Source organism: Escherichia sp. S10b (assembly GCF_028421345.1).
Classification (GTDB): Bacteria; Pseudomonadota; Gammaproteobacteria; order Enterobacterales; family Enterobacteriaceae; genus ECMA0423.
In genome coordinates this window covers 1-18,639 of record NZ_JAHZSO010000051.1, presented here as the reverse complement: position 1 = coordinate 18,639, position 18,639 = coordinate 1, and the positions used below count along the sequence as shown (strand labels likewise).

Here is an 18,639-nt window from a genome sequence, read left to right as displayed (position 1 = left end):
CGCATGACTGCCGGATGCGGCGTAAACGCCTTATCCGGCCTACGAGATGAAGCGATGTTTTGGCCTTACGCGACCTTTTTTGCACGCTCTTCACGGCGTGCCAAATATTCAGCCACTGTTTCAATCCGTCCCAATTCTTCCTGGGTGCGCATGTTGTTTTCAACTTCCCAAAGATCAACTGCCGCCTGGAGGTTTAGCCTAAAATCGACTGTGGTATCAAAAACTTTCGCCAGACGGAATGCCATCTCAGTGGTGAGTTTACGATTGTTATTGATCAGTGCACTGACGCTATTACGATGAACATGCAGCAACTCTGCTAACTCATTGATTTTCAAATCGAGCGGTTCCAGATATTCATAGAGAAGAATATCTCCGGGTGTCGTCGGTTTTCTTGTTGCCTGTTTCATGGTTTTTAACTGTTGCTTCCCTGTGAATAGCGATGCAAGAACATACTGAATCATACAAACACATTAAACAAGTCCCCAACTCCATTTGCGCCATCCCTCACCGCGCGCTAGCATGATATTTCACAAAGGGAGGTCGTATGGATCTGTTGTACCGGGTAAAAACGCTTTGGGCCGCGCTGCGCGGTAATCATTACACCTGGCCTGCCATCGATATCACCCTTCCCGGCAATCGCCATTTTCATCTGATTGGCAGTATTCATATGGGTAGCCACGATATGGCTCCCCTGCCCACTCGTTTGCTCAAAAAGCTCAAAAACGCCGATGCGCTGATCGTCGAGGCTGATGTTTCCACCAGCGATACGCCTTTTGCTAATTTGCCTGCCTGCGAGGCGCTGGAAGAGCGTATTAGCGAGGAGCAACTCCAAAACCTGCAGCACATTAGCCAGGAGATGGGCATTTCTCCGTCGCTCTTTTCTACCCAACCGCTGTGGCAAATCGCGATGGTTCTTCAGGCGACGCAGGCACAAAAGCTGGGGCTGCGGGCAGAATACGGTATCGATTACCAGTTATTGCAGACGGCGAAGCAACAACATAAACCCGTGATTGAACTGGAAGGGGCTGAAAACCAGATTGCCATGTTGCTCCAGCTCCCTGACAAAGGACTGGCGCTGCTGGACGATACGCTGACCCACTGGCATACCAATGCACGGTTGCTGCAACAAATGATGAGCTGGTGGCTGAATGCACCGCCGCAAAATAATGAAATAACGCTGCCCAATACGTTCAGTCAGTCGCTGTACGATGTGCTGATGCATCAGCGAAATCTCGCATGGCGGGATAAATTACGCGCCATGCCGCCAGGGCGCTATGTGGTCGCGGTCGGTGCACTACATCTGTATGGAGAAGGGAATTTGCCGCAGATGTTGCGCTAAAAAAATGGCCAATATCGCTATTGGCCCGTCAAAGAGGAATTTCATTTTTTTATTATTATGCCGTCACTTTAAGCGACGGTGTAACTCGATTGTCGCTCAATCTCACCATCCTGCCAATACTCTTAGGCAAGATGACTCTTTTTTTTGGACCGCCATCAGGCGTATGCTTGCTTCGTTTTTTTGTTTAAGGCAGGAAAATTACCATGACACCCGCAGTTAAATTACTCGAAAAAAACAAGATTTCGTTTCAAATCCATACCTACGAGCACGATCCGGCTGAAACCAACTTTGGCGATGAAGTCGTCAAAAAATTAGGTTTGAATCCGGATCAGGTCTACAAAACGCTGCTGGTGGCAGTGAACGGTGATATGAAACACCTTGCCGTGGCCGTTACGCCGGTCGCAGGTCAACTGGACCTTAAAAAAGTAGCAAAAGCGCTGGGTGCCAAGAAAGTTGAGATGGCCGATCCGATGGTCGCGCAGCGTTCGACGGGATACCTGGTTGGGGGGATTAGCCCACTGGGGCAGAAAAAACGTCTGCCAACGATTATCGACGCCCCCGCACAAGAATTTGCCACTATTTATGTTTCTGGCGGCAAGCGCGGGCTGGATATCGAACTGGCGGCAGGCGATCTGGCGAAGATCCTCGATGCCAAATTTGCTGATATCGCCCGCCGCGATTAAGCATTGTGCCGGATGCAAACATCCGGCACTTTCGGATTACTGCCAGCTCACCTCACCTTTCGGTTCATAAACACTCACATCCAGCGGCGAGCTTTTCTGGATATACGCTTTCAGCACTTCGGCATCAATAAAGCCGGTATTCACATAGCCCGGTTTGTTATCAAGGCGCGGATAGCCATCACCGCCGGTGGCATTGAAGTTTAATGTCGCCATACGATAAGTTTTCGCCGGATCGACCGGTTCGCCTTTGATTTTAAGGTCGTTCAGTTTGCCATCTTTCGCCACAAAGCTAACGTTGGCAAATTGCGGGTAGGCACCTGAATCTGGCTTCATCTGCGCGACGGCGGTCAGGTAATCAATCACCTCTTTACCGGTCATGTCGGCATACACCACCACATTGCCGAATGGCTGCACTTTCAGCACGTTTTTATAGCTGATATCGCCTGCTTCGATAGAATCACGAATTCCGCCTCCGCTCATCACCGCAAAGTCGGCACCAGTGCGATCCATTTGTGCTGCCAGAATCAACCGCCCCATATTGGTCTGTACAAAACGCACTTTGCTGCGGTCGCCTTCCAGACGATCATTGACCTCGCCAATTTTCACCTCCAGTTGCGCTTTGCCTTTATTCTGGAACGGCGATAACAGCGAGATCATTTGCTGGTTCTCGGCGATTTCAGGGGTGTACAGCACGCGCTCGCTTTTCCCGTCTTCCCAGGTCACTTTCTTCTTCAGGTTCACCGGAATCAGCTGGTAGTTAACCATTTTCATTTCGCCATTACGAAACTCAAAATCAGCCCGTCCCACGTATTTGCCCCACTCATGCGCCTGCACAATCCAGATGCCGTTTTGTTGATCTGGTTTGCATGGCGTACCCGGCACGTAATCGACCTGTTTTTTGTTTTCTGCCGCCATGCAGACCGGAGCTTGCGAGTGACCACCGACGATCATCGCCAGCGATCCGGCAGGCAGCGCGCGCGCCATCTCCACATCGCCCGGTGCGTTAGAGCCGTGCTCACCATTGTCGTAATGCCCCATATGGGTCGCCGCGATAATAATGTCTGGCTTTTCTGTCTGTTGCAGCTCCTGAATCACCAGCTTCGCTTCATCGGCGGGCTTACGAAATTCGATATCAGTGAAGTATTCCGGGTTACCAATTTTTGCTGTGTCATCGGTTGTCAGCCCAATGACGGCAATTTTCAGATCCTGACGCTTAAACAGCGCCCACGGTTTAAACAGGCGCTCGCCGGTACTTTTCTGGTAGATATTGGCGGAAAGCAACGGGAACTTTGCCCACTTTTCCTGCTGGCGTAATACGGTGAGCGGGTTATCAAATTCATGATTACCGATCGCCATCGCGTCATAGCCCACCAGATTCATACCGCGAAAATCAGGTTCGGCATCCTGTAAGTCAGACTCGGGCACGCCAGTGTTAATGTCGCCACCGGAAAGTAGCAGCACGCTACCGCCTTCAGCCGCAACCTCTTTGCGGATACCATCCACCAGCGTTTTTTGCGCCGCCAGACCATATTCGCCATATTCATTGCGCCAAAAATGCCCATGATGATCATTGGTATGCAGAACTGTAATTTTGTAGGTTTTATCCTGCTCATACGCCAGAGCAGTTTCACTCGCCAGTGTAAATGTGGTTAACAGCGCTAACGCCACGCCCCGCTGCAATAATTTCATACTTCTCTCCCTGACCTGATTTCAACGTGTTGAAAAATAGTATGACGCGACATCATAGACAAGTCTGCGTCCGGTGAAGATAAATCTGCATCCAGATTAGAAATTCTGTATTCGGCGTTGAGACTTCCTTCAGACGACGCATACAGGTATGTTAGTCGGGTAATAATCACAAATAAGATCATTCTTTACATCGCAACCCTGAAAAAGTGACTTTCCTATGGCAATGAGTGAACAACCCCAGCCTGTGGCGGGCGCGGCTGCGTCAACGACCAAGGCCCGAACATCGTTTGGTATTTTAGGTGCTATCAGCCTCTCACATCTGCTGAACGACATGATCCAATCGCTGATTCTGGCGATTTATCCGCTGCTTCAGTCAGAATTTTCTCTGACATTTATGCAGATTGGCATGATAACCCTCACCTTCCAGCTCGCCTCTTCGCTACTGCAACCAGTGGTCGGCTACTGGACCGATAAATATCCGATGCCGTGGTCGTTGCCAATTGGCATGTGCTTTACCTTAAGTGGTCTGGTGCTGCTTGCGCTGGCGGGCAGTTTTGGCGCAGTTCTGCTGGCGGCGGCGCTGGTCGGTACCGGTTCATCGGTCTTTCATCCGGAATCTTCTCGCGTAGCCCGTATGGCTTCCGGCGGGCGGCATGGCCTGGCGCAATCTATCTTTCAGGTCGGCGGCAACTTTGGCAGTTCCCTGGGACCCTTGCTGGCGGCGGTGATTATCGCGCCTTATGGCAAAGGCAACGTTGCCTGGTTTGTGCTTGCGGCACTGCTGGCGATCGTGGTGTTGGCGCAAATCAGCCGTTGGTACTCGGCACAGCACCGAATGAATAAAGGAAAACCCAAAGCGACGATTATCAATCCACTGCCGCGCAACAAAGTGGTACTGGCAGTCAGCATTCTGTTAATCCTCATTTTCTCGAAATATTTCTATATGGCGAGCATCAGCAGCTATTACACCTTTTATCTGATGCAAAAATTCGGATTATCTATCCAGAATGCCCAGCTTCATCTGTTTGCCTTCCTGTTTGCCGTTGCGGCAGGTACGGTGATCGGCGGGCCTGTAGGGGATAAAATTGGACGGAAATATGTGATTTGGGGCTCTATCCTCGGCGTTGCGCCGTTTACGCTGATTTTACCCTACGCCAGCCTGCACTGGACGGGGGTTTTAACGGTGATTATTGGATTTATCCTCGCTTCGGCATTCTCTGCCATTCTGGTCTACGCTCAGGAGCTACTTCCGGGACGTATCGGTATGGTTTCTGGACTCTTTTTCGGTTTTGCTTTTGGCATGGGAGGTCTGGGAGCGGCAGTTCTGGGGCTTATCGCCGATCACACCAGCATCGAGTTAGTCTATAAAATCTGTGCTTTCCTGCCACTATTGGGGATGTTGACCATATTCCTGCCTGATAACCGGCATAAAGACTGATTTCATTGCAGCCAAAGGCAAACTTTGGCTGCATCGTTTTACAGTCGCCATAAGCCTTTCCTCTGTTAAACCGCCTTCTGTTTTCCGATCCGTGCTTTTTTTGCAGCTAATTCCATTTTTCTGCAAAATTCAATAATTATTCATGAACATCATCAATGAAATTGTCATAAACTATTACCTGTAATTTTGGTTTTCCCGGCCAAAAATGGACAATAACCACCAGGAAAAGGAGACGGAATGCATCACGCCACCCCGCTTATCACCACCATTGTTGGCGGCCTTGTGCTCGCCTTTATCCTCGGCATGCTGGCCAATAAACTACGTATTTCTCCTCTGGTGGGATATCTGTTAGCGGGTGTGCTGGCAGGACCATTCACTCCGGGCTTTGTTGCCGATACCAAGCTTGCGCCGGAACTGGCTGAACTGGGCGTCATTCTGTTGATGTTTGGCGTCGGTTTGCACTTTTCGCTGAAGGATTTGATGGCGGTAAAGGCCATCGCCATTCCCGGTGCGATCGCCCAGATAGCCGTGGCGACGCTGCTGGGTATGGCGCTCTCTGCCGTGCTGGGCTGGTCGTTAATGACCGGTATCGTGTTCGGTTTATGTCTTTCCACCGCCAGTACCGTGGTGTTACTGCGCGCACTTGAAGAACGGCAATTAATTGACAGTCAGCGTGGGCAAATCGCCATCGGTTGGTTGATTGTGGAAGACCTGGTAATGGTTCTGACGCTGGTGTTGCTGCCCGCAGTGGCAGGAATGATGGAACAGGGCGATGTGGGCTTTGCCACTCTTGCAGTCGATATGGGGATCACCATCGGCAAAGTGATCGCATTTATCGCCATTATGATGCTGGTAGGTCGCCGTCTGGTGCCGTGGATTATGGCACGCAGCGCGGCAACCGGTTCTCGCGAGCTGTTTACCCTGTCGGTGCTGGCGCTGGCGTTAGGGATTGCCTTTGGTGCGGTAGAGCTGTTTGATGTCTCCTTTGCACTCGGTGCGTTCTTTGCCGGGATGGTACTGAACGAGTCTGAACTGAGTCACCGTGCCGCCCACGATACGCTGCCATTGCGCGACGCGTTTGCGGTGCTGTTTTTTGTCTCCGTCGGGATGTTGTTTGATCCGTTAATTCTGATTCAGCAACCGCTGGCAGTGCTGGCGACGCTGGCGATTATTCTGTTTGGTAAGTCGTTAGCCGCATTTTTCCTGGTGCGACTGTTTGGTCACTCCCAACGTACGGCATTAACCATCGCCGCCAGCCTGGCGCAGATTGGTGAGTTCGCGTTTATCCTGGCGGGACTGGGAATGGCATTGAATTTACTGCCGCAGGCCGGACAAAACCTGGTACTGGCAGGGGCGATCCTGTCGATTATGCTCAACCCGGTACTGTTCGCACTACTGGAGAAATATCTGGCGAAGACCGAAACGCTGGAAGAGCAGACGCTGGAAGAGGCAATCGAAGAAGAGAAGCAGATCCCAGTGGATATTTGCAACCATGCGCTACTGGTGGGTTACGGTCGTGTAGGCAGCCTGCTGGGGGAGAAATTGCTCGCCTCTGATATTCCGCTGGTGGTGATTGAGACGTCACGAACCCGTGTTGATGAGCTGCGAGAGCGCGGGGTCCGCGCAGTATTGGGCAATGCGGCGAACGAAGAAATTATGCAACTGGCGCATCTGGAATGTGCAAAATGGCTGATCCTGACGATTCCCAACGGTTATGAAGCGGGTGAGATTGTGGCATCTGCCCGCGCGAAAAATCCGGATATTGAGATTATTGCCCGCGCCCATTATGACGATGAAGTGGCGTATATCACCGAACGTGGTGCGAATCAGGTAGTGATGGGCGAGCGTGAAATCGCCCGTACCATGCTGGAACTGCTGGAAACGCCACCGGCGGGTGAGGTGGTGACGGGGTAAACGGTGGTTGCCGGATGTAAAATATGAAAAATATGTAGGCATGATAAGACGCGCCAGCGTCGCATCAGGCATCGAGAGCCAAATGCCAGATGCGGCGTGAACGCCTTATCTGGCCTACGAACCGACGATAACTTAACGATCCCAGTAAGACTCTTCCAGGCTGTCTTCACGCTCCGGCAAGCCGCGCGTTAAACGAGGTGAATGCTGGTTCAGTACCTGATAGCTCACACGGTTAGCATATTTACACACCTGCGCTAACGATGAATAAGTTAACCAGGTGAATTTATGTTTGCTGGAGTTTGGTACGTTGCTACGATGGTAGCTGTTGGCGGTAATGTCATGCAGCAACGCTGCCAATGCGCCATCCCCCGCTCCATTAGTGTTCATGATTTTTTCCGGCCCGCCCATGTACGGCGCAATGTGCGAATATACACGCAGCGGATTCTGGCAATCCTTGTGGCGCATGGCGCGGCTAAACTCATACTGGTTGAATTCCGCTATAGCGCCCGGCAGCAGCGGATGCTGGGTTTTACGTTTCGCTTCGTCTTCGGTAAAGCCCGCCATATACAAGCCGATTGGCCCGGCGGTGCACAGCACCAGATCTACCCAGTCCAGCGCCTTGTCAGATGCCAACAACGGATCGCTTTCTCCGGTCAACGCTTCGGCTTCATCTTCGTTCATCGCAAGGATAGAGACGTGGTCTTTGAGGAATTGCTGCCACCACTGCGGATTCTCGGCAATGACAAACTTAGTTCCCAGCGTCAGCACCACCGGTACGTTATATTTCTTCGCGTACTCAATGGCTTTCATGGTTGCTTCCGGCATGGGTTCACCCGGCTTGCAACGCACCAGATAAGAGGTGAGAACCAGAGCCGAGGCTCCGGCAATCACATCTTCCGGAATACTTTCAGCCCGCAGCTGGTTCATGTGGCCAGGGCTGATAGCAAAGGTACGTTCCCCGGACTCGCCAATCAGCGTAAAGCAACGACCAATCGGGCCATCCACGCCTTGTAGATAGTTAAGATCGGTACGGCTGGAGGTGTTACACAGGTAACGATAGGCATAGCTGCCAATTTCAATATTGCTGCACATGACGCCCAGCAGCACCGAACGGTCGTCCGCGAGCACCGAGTAGTTATGCATGGTGTTACCAATGGTGCCACCCGCAAACTGATGGGTAATCAGGTTTTTCTGTTTTAGTTCCTGATAAAGCGCTTCGGCTACATCATCCTCAATCACCAGTGAATGCCCGGCGCTTAATCCATAACGCTCAATGAATTCATCATCCACTTTCGCTTCAATATCGACCAGCGTTTGATCGATACCCACTACCCAGGCAGCGCTGGTTTCGTTTTCTGGCTGGAATTGCTGAAGCAGCGGATCGCGTGCATTTACGGGGAAGTAATGTTTGGATTTACGTTTACCGGGAAATTTCATGGTTGTTTTTACGGGTGGTTAACTGAGCGGCGAATGTTAACACAATCTGACGGGAGCGCGCGAGACGCAGCCAGTTTCAATATCAGCAGGCGGGATCGCATTTTCATGGCAGTGGTTCCTTACAATGACGTAATTTGAAAGGAGTTTTTGTATGAAGCCGGAAAACAAACTACCTGTTCTGGACCTTATTTCTGCTGAAATGAAGACCGTTGTGAATACTCTTCAGTCGGATTTACCGTCCTGGCCCGCAACGGGAACGATTGCTGAGCAACGACAGTATTACACGCTTGAGCGCCGATTCTGGAATGCGGGCGCTCCAGAAATGGCAACCAGAGCTTACATGGTTCCAACAAAATATGGGCAGGTGGAAACACGTCTCTTTTGTCCGCAGCCAGATAGCCCGGCGACGCTATTTTATTTGCATGGAGGCGGTTTTATTCTCGGCAATCTCGATACCCACGATCGCATCATGCGCCTGCTGGCAAGCTACAGCCAATGTACGGTGATTGGTATTGATTACCCCCTTTCACCTGAAGCGCGTTTTCCGCAAGCGATAGAGGAAATTGTGGCTGCTTGTTGTTATTTCCACCAGCAGGCGGAGGATTATCAAATCAATATGTCCCGCATTGGCTTTGCCGGTGATTCCGCAGGTGCCATGCTGGCGCTCGCCAGTGCGTTGTGGTTGCGTGATAAACAGATCGATTGCGGTAAAATTGCGGGTGTTTTGCTGTGGTATGGGCTTTACGGATTACGGGATTCCGTGACTCGTCGTCTGTTGGGCGGTGTCTGGGATGGCTTAACGCAACAGGATTTGCAGATGTATGAAGAGGCGTATTTAAGCAACGACGCGGACCGCGAGTCACCGTATTACTGTCTGTTTAATAATGATCTCACTCGCGAAGTTCCGCCCTGTTTTATTGCCGGGGCGGAGTTCGATCCGCTGCTGGATGACAGCCGTCTGCTTTACCAGACGTTAGCGGCGCATCAGCAGCCCTGTGAGTTCAAACTCTACCCAGGTACGCTGCATGCCTTTTTGCATTATTCACGAATGATGAAAACCGCCGACGAGGCTCTTCGCGACGGCGCTCAGTTCTTTACCGCTCAGCTTTAGCGATACGCGGCAACAAGATTAGCCATCATTTCGATATGTTCCGGCGTGGCATTAAGCGCTGGAATATATTCATATTTTTTCCCGCCGGCACCGAGGAAGACCTCACGGTTTTGCTCGGCAATCTCTTCCAGCGTCTCCAGACAATCCGCAGCAAAGCCCGGGCACATCACCTGTATATGACCTACGCCTTTTTCTCCGAGCATTTTCAGCGTTTCGTCGGTATAAGGCATCAGCCAGGGTTCCCGGCCAAAGCGCGACTGAAAGGTCATCATCACTTTTTCCGGTGCCATCCCCAGTGCGGAAGCCAGTTCGCGAGTCGTTGTGCGGCAACGTTGCGGGTAATCATCGCCTTCATCTGCATAACGCTGGGGAATGCCATGATAAGAGAGCAGCAGCAGATCCGGTTCGCCATGTTTGGCAAAAGAAGCGCGTACGCTGTTCGCCAGTGCATTAATGTAATCGTGGTTATCGGCGTAATCACGAATAAACGATATCCCCGGAATGCTACGTTTGCGCGCCAGAATGCGTGCCAGTTCATCCCATACCGCACCGACCGTAGAACAGGAGAATTGCGGATAAAGCGGCAGCACCACAATATGATCTACATGCTCTGCCAGGAGTTCATCGACGGCGCTTTCCAGTGATGGCGAGCCGTAGCTCATGCCCAGCGCTACGGGCGTATCCGGTAAACGTTGTGCCAACGCCTGCTGTTGCTGGCGGCTGTAAACCATCAGCGGCGAGCCGTCTTCCATCCAGACCGAGGCGTACAGCTTCGCCACACGCGGCGAGCGCAGCGGCAAAATCACGCCGCGCAGCAACGGCCACCATAACAACCGTGAGGTATCAACCACGCGTCTGTCGCTTAAAAATTGTTTCAGATAGCGTTTTACCGCTTCAGGTGTGGGGGCATCGGGCGTACCCAGGTTTGCCAGCAGGATACCGGTTTTAGTCTGACGCATTACCGCCTCTTATCGATTCAACTTGTTGATAATTGTAGCGGAAAAGTGAGGAAGAAGAACTAATTGCTGTGAGAGGTCAAATCAGAAAAAGGAATAGCGCAGATTGAGGTTTTTGTAAAAGGCCGAATGAATATCCGGCCTGAGATTGCTGATAAGTTTGCTTGTGCGGGCCTGTTCCCCTCACCCTAACCCTCTCCCCGAGGGGGCGAGGGGACTGTCCGTGCGCGCTTTCGAATTAGCCGAGGATTTTTTCCAGATCAGCGCGAACTTCAGCAACCGGCTTGGTGCCGTCAACTTTCGCGTATTTGGTGTTACCCGCTTCCGCTTCTTTGGAGTAGTAGCCGATCAGCGGTGCAGTCATCTGATGGTATTCAACCAGACGTTTACGCACGGTTTCTTCCTGATCGTCTTTACGGGTAGTCAGTTCTTCACCGGTAACGTCGTCTTTGCCTTCTACTTTCGGCGGATTGAATTTAACGTGATAAACACGACCAGACGGCGCATGAACGCGGCGGCCTACGATACGATCAACAATCAGTTCGTCCGGTACGTCGAATTCCAGAACGTAATCAACATTGATGCCCGCTTCTTTCATCGCGTCTGCCTGCGGAATGGTACGCGGGAAGCCGTCCAACAGGAAACCATTACGGCAGTCTTCCTGAGCAATGCGCTCTTTAACCAGCGCGATCACCAGTTCGTCGGTGACCAGTTTGCCAGCATCCATAATGTCTTTTGCTTGTTTACCCAGCTCGGAGCCAGATTTGACCGCAGCACGCAGCATATCGCCAGTGGAGATTTGCGGAATACCATATTTCTCCATGATGAACTGAGCCTGAGTCCCTTTCCCCGCGCCCGGAGCGCCAAGCAGAATGATACGCATTGCGAAAATCCCCTTAAAATGTGTCGAATTTTTTGAAAAAGCGATAAACGATACCACCAACAGGCGATTGCCTCAAGAAAGGCACCTGAGGCTGAAACGGTTAATGGCGAGATAATTTGCGGAAAGTGCAGATGATGAAAAGAAAAATGCCGGATGACACAAAGGTCATCCGGCATGACATCAGGAAACCAGCAGCTGGTTCATACGACGAATAAACAGGTTCGGATCTTCCAGCGTGCCGCGTTCTGCCAGCAGCGCCTGATCCAGCAGCAGTTCTACCCACTCGCTGAACTTCGCTTCATCTTCAGTATCTGCCGCACGTTTCACCAGTACGTGATCCGGGTTCAGTTCGAAGATGTATTTCACTTCTGGCACTTTCTGGCCCGCCGCAGCGAACAGTTTCGCCATCTGAGTGCTCATTTCGTCCGCGTCGGTCGAAACGATCGCTGGCGTATCGGTCAGACGGTGAGTCAGACGGACATCTTTCACGCGCTCGCCGAGCAGGGCTTTCACACGGTCGATGAACGGAGTCAGTGCTTTCTCCGCTTCTTTCGCGCTCTCATCAACTTCGTCAGCCAGTTTTTCCAGCGACTCGTCAACTTTAGACACCGACTGGAACGGTTTACCGTCGAACTCAGTCAGATAGTTCATCATCCACTCATCGATGCGGTCGGAAAGCAGCAGAACTTCGATGCCTTTCTTACGCAGCAGTTCCAGGTGCGGGCTGCTCTTCGCTGCCGCATAGCTGTCTGCAGTGATGTAGTAGATTTTCTCCTGCCCTTCTTTCATGCGGGAAACGTAGTCTTCCAGAGACACGGTCTGCGCAGAAGAATCGGTATAAGTAGAAGCAAAACGCAGCAGTTTGGCGATCGCTTCCTGGTTAGCGAAATCTTCCGCCGGACCTTCTTTCAGTACCAGGCCAAACTGTTGCCAGAAGGTCTGGTATTTTTCCGCGTCGTCTTTCGCCAGTTTTTCCAGCATTTGCAGCACACGCTTGGTCAGCGCATTGCGCAGGTTACGCGTTACCGTGCTGTCCTGGAGAATTTCACGGGAAACGTTCAGCGGCAGATCGCTGGAGTCAATCAGACCACGCACGAAGCGCAGATAGTTCGGCATGAACTGTTCTGCGTCGTCCATGATGAACACACGCTGGACGTACAGTTTCAGGCCGTGTTTATGATCGCGGTTCCACATATCCCACGGAGCCTGGGACGGGATGTACAGCAGGCTGGTGTACTCCTGCTTACCTTCAACGCGGTTGTGGCTCCAGGTCAGCGGATCATTAAAGTCGTGGGCGATGTGTTTGTAGAACTCTTTGTACTCTTCATCGGTGATTTCCGACTTGTTACGAGTCCACAGCGCCTGCGCTTTGTTGATTTTCTCCCAGGAGATAACGGTTTCGCCGTCTTTCTCTTCGCGTTTTTCGATCTCTACCGGCAGCGCGATATGGTCGGAGTATTTGCTGATGATGGAACGCACGCGCCAGTCATCGAGGAACTCGTCTTCGCCTTCACGCAGATGCAGGGTGATTTCAGTACCACGATCTTCTTTGGTGATGTCGGCAACGGTATATTCACCTTCGCCAGCCGATTCCCAGAAGACGCCGTTTTCTGGTTTTTCGCCTGCCGCGCGAGTACGCACGGTCACTTTGTCGGCCACGATAAACGCAGAGTAGAAACCAACACCAAACTGACCGATCAGCTGGCTGTCTTTCGCCTGGTCAGAACCCAGGGATTCGAGGAATGATTTGGTACCGGATTTAGCGATAGTCCCCAGATGGTCAATCACTTCGTCGCGGGTCATCCCCACGCCGTTATCGGAGATGGTCAGCGTGCGCTTGTCTTTATCGAAAGAGACACGAACGCGCAGTTCGCCATCACCTTCGTACAGGTCCGGGTTAGATAGCGCACGGAAACGCAGCTTGTCCGCCGCATCGGAGGCGTTAGAGATAAGCTCACGCAGGAAGATTTCTTTATTGGAATAGAGAGAATGGATCATCAGGTGCAGAAGCTGTTTCACTTCTGACTGAAAACCACGAGTTTCTTGTCCTTTCATGTAGGTCTACCTCAATAATGCCATTTTAAGGTTAAAAACAGGATGAGGGAGAGATGGGGACAAGGGAGAATAATTTCAAGCGAGAGCAGGTGATCCTGCTCTCGTTTGCTTAAAAACGAATCTTATGACGCCCGGCAAGGGAGTGTGACAGCGTGGTGCCATCGACCATTTCCAGTTCGCCGCCAACCGGTACGCCATGAGCGATTCGGCTGGCTTCCACGTCATATTGCGCGCAAAGCTCGGCAATGTAGTTAGCGGTAGCTTCACCTTCAACCGTGGGATTGGTGGCGAGGATCACTTCAGTGATTTTTTCCTCTGCCAGACGCTGTTCCAGACGATCAAGGCCGATATCATCCGGACCGATGCCGTCCAGCGGTGACAGGTGCCCCATCAACACAAAATAACGGCCTGAAAACTGCCCCGTCTGCTCAATGGCGTAGATGTCCGCCGGACTCTCCACCACACAGATTTGACCGTTTTCCTGACGACGCGGATTCGAACAGATGTTACAGACTTCCTGTTCGGTGAAAGTGCGGCAATCGGCGCAGTGGCCGATTTCCGACATCGCCCGGGTGAGCGCCTGCGCCAGACGCATCCCGCCGCTACGATCGCGCTGAAGCAGCGTGAACGCCATACGCTGCGCCGACTTCGGGCCAACGCCCGGCAGACAGCGCAGTGCTTCCATAAGCTGTGTTAACAGCGGGCTGGTTTGCATCAGAACGGCATCTTAAAGCCAGGCGGCAGCTGCATTCCGGAGGATACAGAGGCCATTTTTTCTTTCTGCGTTTCTTCAATACGACGTGCTGCGTCGTTGAATGCTGCAGCCACCAGGTCTTCCAGCATCTCTTTGTCGTCTTCCAGCAGGCTCGGGTCGATCTCTACGCGACGGCAGTTGTGTGCACCGTTGATGGTCACTTTTACCAGACCTGCGCCAGATTCGCCGGTGACTTCCAGCTGCGCGATCTCTTCCTGCATTTTCTGCATTTTTTCTTGCATCTGCTGGGCTTGCTTCATCAGGTTACCCAGACCGCCTTTACCAAACATAGGTTTCTCTCTCAATCACGTTAAGGATGACGAACGTAAGCTGTGCTTACGATCAAATGGGGCGGATACTTTCTTCATCCAGCTCCGCATCGAAGAACCGACGCAGGGTCTGAATATTATTATCCGCAATAATGGACTCGCGCGCCTGCGCAAGTTTTTCTTCGTATATCGCCTGACGCCACTCCAGCGGCGTACGCACCGCGGGATTATCATCTTCAACGATAGTCAGTTCAACCGTTGAACCTTTTAACGTGCTCAACGCTTCAGCCAGTTTTTGCTGTGCACCGCGGTTGTTCAAATGCCGCTGAGAGGAGCGCAAATGCAGACATACTGCGTTGTCGCTCTCCTCTTTCCAGGCATTTAAGGCCACCTGTTCGACCAGTTTTGGTAGCGAAAGTTGACTCACCTGTGCCGCCCACGCGTCGCGCTCAATGGCTTCTGCCGCCAGCTTCGCCGCCAGTTCCGGCGTTTTTTCATGTTCCAGCGCTTTTTTCAGCGCCTTCGGCGTGGCGACCACTTCTTTTTGCTGCATCACTGGAGTGGTAGCCTTCCAGCGATACGCTTCTTTTTTGGCTGGCGCTTTTTCCAGCGCCGATGGCACCGGACGCGCCTGAACGCGATCGGTGACCGAAGCCAGTCTTTCCAGCGCAGCGTTATTCACCGGCCGCGCGCGGGTAGCGGCTGCCGGTTCACTCTTTTTTGCTTTGGTTGCTCCCTGCACGCGCTGCAACTGCTGGCGCGCCGCCAGCACCTGGCTGGTGGTTTCCGGGAGCGGTACAGTCGGTGCCTGCTGCGGCGCTGATTGCGGTTGCGGCGGCACCTGGGTTGGCGTCATTACTGCCGTTGGCGCGACGGGCGCAAAGGACTGGCGTGGCACTTCTGGCTCAGGCAGAGGCATACGTGGATGGAACGCCAGCGCGCGCAGCAGCGTCATCTCAACGCCCATGCGGCGGTCCGGCGCATACGGTAATTCTTTGCGACCAATCAACAGCGTCTGATAGTAAAGCTGAATATCCGTCGGCGGTATGGTGCGCGCCAGTTCACGCATCCGCAGCTCAATGGCGGCCATGTCGTTGCCAAGTGCAGCAGGCGAAAGTTGTACCATCGCAATACGATGCAACAGGCCGAGCATTTCCACCAGCAACGCTTCCCACTCGATACCACGGGCAGCGGCTTCATTAATCAGCGCCATTACGCGCTCGCCGTTGGCCTCGACCATCGCTTCAACCAGCGACAGCGCCTGATCGTCGTCAAGCGTACCCAGCATCGCACTGACTGCCTGGGTTGAAACCTGGCCGTCACCGCTGGCAATCGCCTGGTCGGTCAGACTTAAGGCATCTCGCAGGCTGCCTTCAGCGGCGCGCGCCAGCAATTGCAACGCCCGCGGCTCGTGAGCGATATGTTCTTCGTTGAGGATGTGCTCAAGTTGATGGCGAATTTGCTCGACATCCAGCGCCTTGAGATGAAATTGCAAACAGCGCGACAAAATCGTCACCGGCAATTTCTGTGGATCGGTCGTCGCCAGCAGAAACTTAACGTGCTCCGGCGGCTCTTCAAGGGTTTTTAACAGTGCGTTAAAGCTGTGGCGCGACAGCATATGCACTTCGTCGATCAGATAAACTTTGAAACGACCACGCGCCGGAGCGTACTGGACGTTATCCAGCAGGTCGCGGGTATCTTCAACTTTGGTGCGCGAGGCGGCGTCGATTTCAATCAGATCGACAAAGCGCCCCTGCTCGATTTCACGACAGTTATCGCACACGCCGCACGGCGTCGCGGTAATGCCGGTTTCGCAGTTTAGCCCCTTCGCCAGCAGTCGGGCGATAGAGGTTTTTCCGACGCCACGGGTACCGGAAAAAAGATAAGCATGATGAATACGCCCTAACGACAAGCCGTTCGCCAGTGCGGTCAGCACATGTTCCTGGCCGACGACGTCAGCAAAGGTTTGTGGGCGCCATTTTCGGGCTAAGACCTGATAACTCATTGGCAGGCTCTGAAACGCTGGAAGGTGGATTCACGAAGGGGTAATGCTAACACAGCCCCGTCAGAACGGCGAGGCTGAATGCACATCTTGTGCTGTCCGTAGCGTGGGCAGCACAAGACTGGCGATAATTAATGGCCCGGGAACGGGACAAGGCTGTAGCTGGTAATGCCCTGTTTTTCGAGACGCTGTTCGCCGCCGAGATCGAACAGGTTGATAATGAACGCAGCGTCAGCCACTTCACCACCCAGACGACGGATCAGTTTAACGGTCGCTTCGATAGTGCCGCCGGTTGCCAGCAGATCGTCCACCACCAGAACTTTGTCGCCCGGTTTGATGGCATCAACGTGGATCTCCAGCTGATCGGTGCCGTATTCCAGGTCGTAAGTTTCACTGATGGTTTCACGCGGCAGTTTGCCCGGTTTACGGACCGGTACAAAGCCAACGCCCAGACCCAGAGCTACCGGAGCGCCAAACAAGAAGCCACGCGCTTCGGTGCCGACAACTTTGGTAATGCCCGCATTTTTGTAACGCTCAACCAGCAAGTCGATGCTGAGAGCGTAAGCTTTCGGGTCTTCCAGTAAGCTGGTGACATCGCGGAAAAGAATGCCGGGTTTTGGGTAGTCCTGAATGCTTTTGATGCTATTTTTGAGATACTCAAGCTGCTGTGCAGTCGCGGTCATAAGTGTATGCCTGCTTGTTACGGTGGTACTCACGGCGCGTTTTAAACGTATCAAAAGTAACAGTTGTTTAACCTTTGACCGCCTGCGCCTGTGCTCGAAAACGCCAGAATGTACTGGCTGTACGCAATAATTGCAACTGCGATTGTTGTGCTTCAGTGCTTTTCTTGCTTTTCATCAATCACCGGAATTCGCCACATATAGAAAAGCAAACAGGCGAGAATTACCAGCAACATGATGCGCACCCATGGCATCTGGACGAACCACAGAGAAATGGCAAACGTGAGCAAAATAAGCAAAATCGCCCGCGGTTTGACGCCGCGCGGCATCGCATGATGTTTCTGCCAGAAACGTAGATAGCTGCCAAACCATGAGCGGTACAGCAACCAGGCGTGAAAGCGCGGGGAAGAACGGGCAAAGCACCAGGCCGCCAGCAGGATAAACGGCGTCGTCGGTAATACCGGTAATACCACGCCCAGCGTACCCAGCACTACCGCCAGCCAGCCAATGATGATTAAAATGATTCGTTGCATATTGAGTGTTGTCAGCTTACAGAGTGGCTACTTTAGCATAACAATTATCATTTTCATTGAGGTCTTATCGTGAAAACCGCCCTGCTGCTGGAAAAACTGGAAGGACAGCTCGCTACGCTGCGTCAGCGTTGTGCCCCGGTAGCGCAATTTGCCACGCTAAGTGCCCGTTTTGACAGACACCTTTTTCAAACCCGTGCGACAACACTGCAGGCTTGTCTCGATGAGGCGGGCGATAATCTGGCTGCGCTTCGTCATGCAGTTGAGCAGCAACAGCTGCCGCAAGTGGCCTGGCTGGCGGAACATCTGGCGGCACAACTGGAAGCCATCGCGCGTGAAGCCTCCGCCTGGTCATTGCGCGAGTGGGACAGTGCGCCACCGAAAATTGCCCGCTGGCAGCGTAAACGTATTCAGCATCAGGATTTTGAGCGGCGGCTACGTGAGATGGTTGCCGAACGCAGAGCCCGCCTGGCGCGGGTGACCGATCTCGTGGAACAGCAAACGCTGCATCGTGAAGTGGAAGCCTATGAAGCGCGCCTGGCACGCTGCCGCCATGCGCTGGAAAAAATCGAAAACAGGCTAGCGCGCTTAACCCGCTAGCAATGGAGAGAGTATGTCACTGGAAAATGCCCCTGACGATGTCAAACTGGCTGTCGATTTGATTGTGCTGCTGGAAGAAAATCAGATCCCAGCCCGCACCGTGCTGCGCGCGCTGGATATTGTAAAACGCGATTATGAAAAGAAATTAACGCGCGATGATGAGGCGGAAAAGTGAGAAATAAATGGGGCCGCTAAATGTCCCCTAAGATTGTGGGCAAACGCAAAACTGCCTGATGCGCTACGCTTATCAGGCCTTGTATTATCCCTCCAGTGCAGAGAAAATCGGCCAGTTTTCTCTG

18 protein-coding genes and 1 other annotated feature are annotated in these 18,639 nt (G+C 52.6%); of the genes, 7 read left to right on the top strand and 11 right to left on the bottom strand.

Features of this window, described 5'->3' with window-relative positions:
• Positions 1 to 65: 65 nt before the first annotated feature.
• Positions 66 to 407, bottom strand: a complete 342-nt coding sequence (locus FTE26_RS04730; RefSeq protein WP_001344274.1) for a HigA family addiction module antitoxin — start codon at positions 405 to 407, stop codon at positions 66 to 68.
• A 137-nt stretch (positions 408 to 544) separates the two neighbouring features.
• Here FTE26_RS04730 and FTE26_RS04725 point away from each other — a divergent pair, with 137 nt between their 5' ends.
• Both FTE26_RS04725 and ybaK read left to right on the top strand, forming a co-directional pair.
• On the top strand, positions 545 to 1,339 hold the full coding sequence (locus tag FTE26_RS04725; RefSeq protein ID WP_000365180.1) for a TraB/GumN family protein: 795 nt from the start codon (positions 545 to 547) through the stop codon (positions 1,337 to 1,339).
• A 203-nt stretch (positions 1,340 to 1,542) separates the two neighbouring features.
• Positions 1,543 to 2,022 (top strand): Cys-tRNA(Pro)/Cys-tRNA(Cys) deacylase YbaK, encoded by a 480-nt coding sequence (gene ybaK, locus FTE26_RS04720; protein ID WP_000186631.1) that lies wholly within the window; start codon positions 1,543 to 1,545, stop codon positions 2,020 to 2,022.
• 36 nt (positions 2,023 to 2,058) lie between these two features.
• On the opposite strand, the gene ushA is transcribed toward ybaK, so the two are convergent.
• Positions 2,059 to 3,711: a bifunctional UDP-sugar hydrolase/5'-nucleotidase gene (ushA, locus tag FTE26_RS04715; protein ID WP_000771740.1), complete on the bottom strand. Its 1,653-nt coding sequence runs from the start codon at positions 3,709 to 3,711 to the stop codon at positions 2,059 to 2,061.
• Positions 3,712 to 3,928: 217 nt separating this feature from the next.
• Between ushA and fsr the strand changes: the two genes are divergently transcribed.
• On the top strand, positions 3,929 to 5,149 hold the full coding sequence (gene fsr, locus FTE26_RS04710; RefSeq protein WP_001251608.1) for a fosmidomycin MFS transporter: 1,221 nt from the start codon (positions 3,929 to 3,931) through the stop codon (positions 5,147 to 5,149).
• Positions 5,150 to 5,386: 237 nt separating this feature from the next.
• The gene (gene ybaL / locus FTE26_RS04705; protein ID WP_000546228.1) at positions 5,387 to 7,063 is read left to right on the top strand and encodes a YbaL family putative K(+) efflux transporter; all 1,677 of its coding nucleotides are present in this window, start codon (positions 5,387 to 5,389) and stop codon (positions 7,061 to 7,063) included.
• A 132-nt stretch (positions 7,064 to 7,195) separates the two neighbouring features.
• Here ybaL and gsk read toward each other — a convergent pair whose 3' ends face one another.
• The gene (gene gsk, locus FTE26_RS04700) at positions 7,196 to 8,500 is read right to left on the bottom strand and encodes an inosine/guanosine kinase (protein ID WP_000671574.1); all 1,305 of its coding nucleotides are present in this window, start codon (positions 8,498 to 8,500) and stop codon (positions 7,196 to 7,198) included.
• A 151-nt stretch (positions 8,501 to 8,651) separates the two neighbouring features.
• Between gsk and aes the strand changes: the two genes are divergently transcribed.
• Entirely contained in the window at positions 8,652 to 9,611 is a 960-nt protein-coding gene (aes, locus tag FTE26_RS04695; protein WP_000801846.1) for an acetyl esterase, read from the top strand.
• Here aes and hemH read toward each other — a convergent pair.
• The 8 genes from hemH to FTE26_RS04655 all read right to left on the bottom strand — a co-directional run bounded on the left by hemH (position 9,608) and on the right by FTE26_RS04655 (position 17,743).
• On the bottom strand, positions 9,608 to 10,570 hold the full coding sequence (gene hemH / locus FTE26_RS04690) for a ferrochelatase (protein ID WP_001250088.1): 963 nt from the start codon (positions 10,568 to 10,570) through the stop codon (positions 9,608 to 9,610). The two genes, aes and hemH, sit on opposite strands and share 4 nt — an antisense overlap.
• Before the next feature lie 235 nt (positions 10,571 to 10,805).
• Positions 10,806 to 11,450, bottom strand: coding sequence for an adenylate kinase (adk, locus tag FTE26_RS04685; protein WP_001220233.1), 645 nt, complete (start codon positions 11,448 to 11,450; stop codon positions 10,806 to 10,808).
• A 180-nt stretch (positions 11,451 to 11,630) separates the two neighbouring features.
• A complete protein-coding gene (htpG, locus tag FTE26_RS04680) occupies positions 11,631 to 13,505 on the bottom strand; it encodes a molecular chaperone HtpG (RefSeq protein ID WP_000678208.1) in 1,875 nt (624 codons plus the stop codon).
• A gap of 109 nt (positions 13,506 to 13,614) precedes the next feature.
• Complete coding sequence (recR, locus tag FTE26_RS04675; protein ID WP_001195025.1) at positions 13,615 to 14,220, bottom strand: recombination mediator RecR; 606 nt, start codon at positions 14,218 to 14,220, stop codon at positions 13,615 to 13,617.
• The gene (locus FTE26_RS04670) at positions 14,220 to 14,549 is read right to left on the bottom strand and encodes a YbaB/EbfC family nucleoid-associated protein (protein ID WP_000467098.1); all 330 of its coding nucleotides are present in this window, start codon (positions 14,547 to 14,549) and stop codon (positions 14,220 to 14,222) included. The genes recR and FTE26_RS04670 overlap by 1 nt, the downstream gene beginning before the upstream one ends.
• Positions 14,550 to 14,601: 52 nt before the next feature.
• Positions 14,602 to 16,533, bottom strand: coding sequence for a DNA polymerase III subunit gamma/tau (gene dnaX / locus FTE26_RS04665; protein WP_000122008.1), 1,932 nt, complete (start codon positions 16,531 to 16,533; stop codon positions 14,602 to 14,604).
• Positions 15,205 to 15,269 (bottom strand) — a sequence feature (DnaX frameshifting element). Its footprint overlaps the gene before it by 65 nt.
• Before the next feature lie 128 nt (positions 16,534 to 16,661).
• Positions 16,662 to 17,213, bottom strand: a complete 552-nt coding sequence (gene apt / locus FTE26_RS04660) for an adenine phosphoribosyltransferase (RefSeq protein ID WP_000127356.1) — start codon at positions 17,211 to 17,213, stop codon at positions 16,662 to 16,664.
• Positions 17,214 to 17,365: 152 nt separating this feature from the next.
• On the bottom strand, positions 17,366 to 17,743 hold the full coding sequence (locus FTE26_RS04655; RefSeq protein WP_001188905.1) for a DUF454 family protein: 378 nt from the start codon (positions 17,741 to 17,743) through the stop codon (positions 17,366 to 17,368).
• Positions 17,744 to 17,812: 69 nt separating this feature from the next.
• Between FTE26_RS04655 and priC the strand changes: the two genes are divergently transcribed.
• The gene (priC, locus tag FTE26_RS04650) at positions 17,813 to 18,340 is read left to right on the top strand and encodes a primosomal replication protein N'' (RefSeq protein WP_000844848.1); all 528 of its coding nucleotides are present in this window, start codon (positions 17,813 to 17,815) and stop codon (positions 18,338 to 18,340) included.
• Between the two features lie 13 nt (positions 18,341 to 18,353).
• On the top strand, positions 18,354 to 18,515 hold the full coding sequence (gene rsmS / locus FTE26_RS04645; protein WP_000051146.1) for a pleiotropic regulatory protein RsmS: 162 nt from the start codon (positions 18,354 to 18,356) through the stop codon (positions 18,513 to 18,515).
• The last annotated feature ends 124 nt before the right edge of the window (positions 18,516 to 18,639 follow it).

Excerpts from the sequence above, each read along its gene's own strand:
- FTE26_RS04730 (WP_001344274.1), bottom strand. The coding sequence starts at position 407 with ATGAAACAGGCAACAAGAAAACCGACGACACCCGGAGATATTCTTCTC.
- FTE26_RS04725 (WP_000365180.1), top strand. The coding sequence starts at position 545 with ATGGATCTGTTGTACCGGGTAAAAACGCTTTGGGCCGCGCTGCGCGGT.
- ybaK (WP_000186631.1), top strand. The coding sequence starts at position 1,543 with ATGACACCCGCAGTTAAATTACTCGAAAAAAACAAGATTTCGTTTCAA.
- ushA (WP_000771740.1), bottom strand. The coding sequence starts at position 3,711 with ATGAAATTATTGCAGCGGGGCGTGGCGTTAGCGCTGTTAACCACATTT.
- fsr (WP_001251608.1), top strand. The coding sequence starts at position 3,929 with ATGGCAATGAGTGAACAACCCCAGCCTGTGGCGGGCGCGGCTGCGTCA.
- ybaL (WP_000546228.1), top strand. The coding sequence starts at position 5,387 with ATGCATCACGCCACCCCGCTTATCACCACCATTGTTGGCGGCCTTGTG.
- gsk (WP_000671574.1), bottom strand. The coding sequence starts at position 8,500 with ATGAAATTTCCCGGTAAACGTAAATCCAAACATTACTTCCCCGTAAAT.
- aes (WP_000801846.1), top strand. The coding sequence starts at position 8,652 with ATGAAGCCGGAAAACAAACTACCTGTTCTGGACCTTATTTCTGCTGAA.
- hemH (WP_001250088.1), bottom strand. The coding sequence starts at position 10,570 with ATGCGTCAGACTAAAACCGGTATCCTGCTGGCAAACCTGGGTACGCCC.
- adk (WP_001220233.1), bottom strand. The coding sequence starts at position 11,450 with ATGCGTATCATTCTGCTTGGCGCTCCGGGCGCGGGGAAAGGGACTCAG.
- htpG (WP_000678208.1), bottom strand. The coding sequence starts at position 13,505 with ATGAAAGGACAAGAAACTCGTGGTTTTCAGTCAGAAGTGAAACAGCTT.
- recR (WP_001195025.1), bottom strand. The coding sequence starts at position 14,220 with ATGCAAACCAGCCCGCTGTTAACACAGCTTATGGAAGCACTGCGCTGT.
- FTE26_RS04670 (WP_000467098.1), bottom strand. The coding sequence starts at position 14,549 with ATGTTTGGTAAAGGCGGTCTGGGTAACCTGATGAAGCAAGCCCAGCAG.
- dnaX (WP_000122008.1), bottom strand. The coding sequence starts at position 16,533 with ATGAGTTATCAGGTCTTAGCCCGAAAATGGCGCCCACAAACCTTTGCT.
- apt (WP_000127356.1), bottom strand. The coding sequence starts at position 17,213 with ATGACCGCGACTGCACAGCAGCTTGAGTATCTCAAAAATAGCATCAAA.
- FTE26_RS04655 (WP_001188905.1), bottom strand. The coding sequence starts at position 17,743 with ATGCAACGAATCATTTTAATCATCATTGGCTGGCTGGCGGTAGTGCTG.
- rsmS (WP_000051146.1), top strand. The coding sequence starts at position 18,354 with ATGTCACTGGAAAATGCCCCTGACGATGTCAAACTGGCTGTCGATTTG.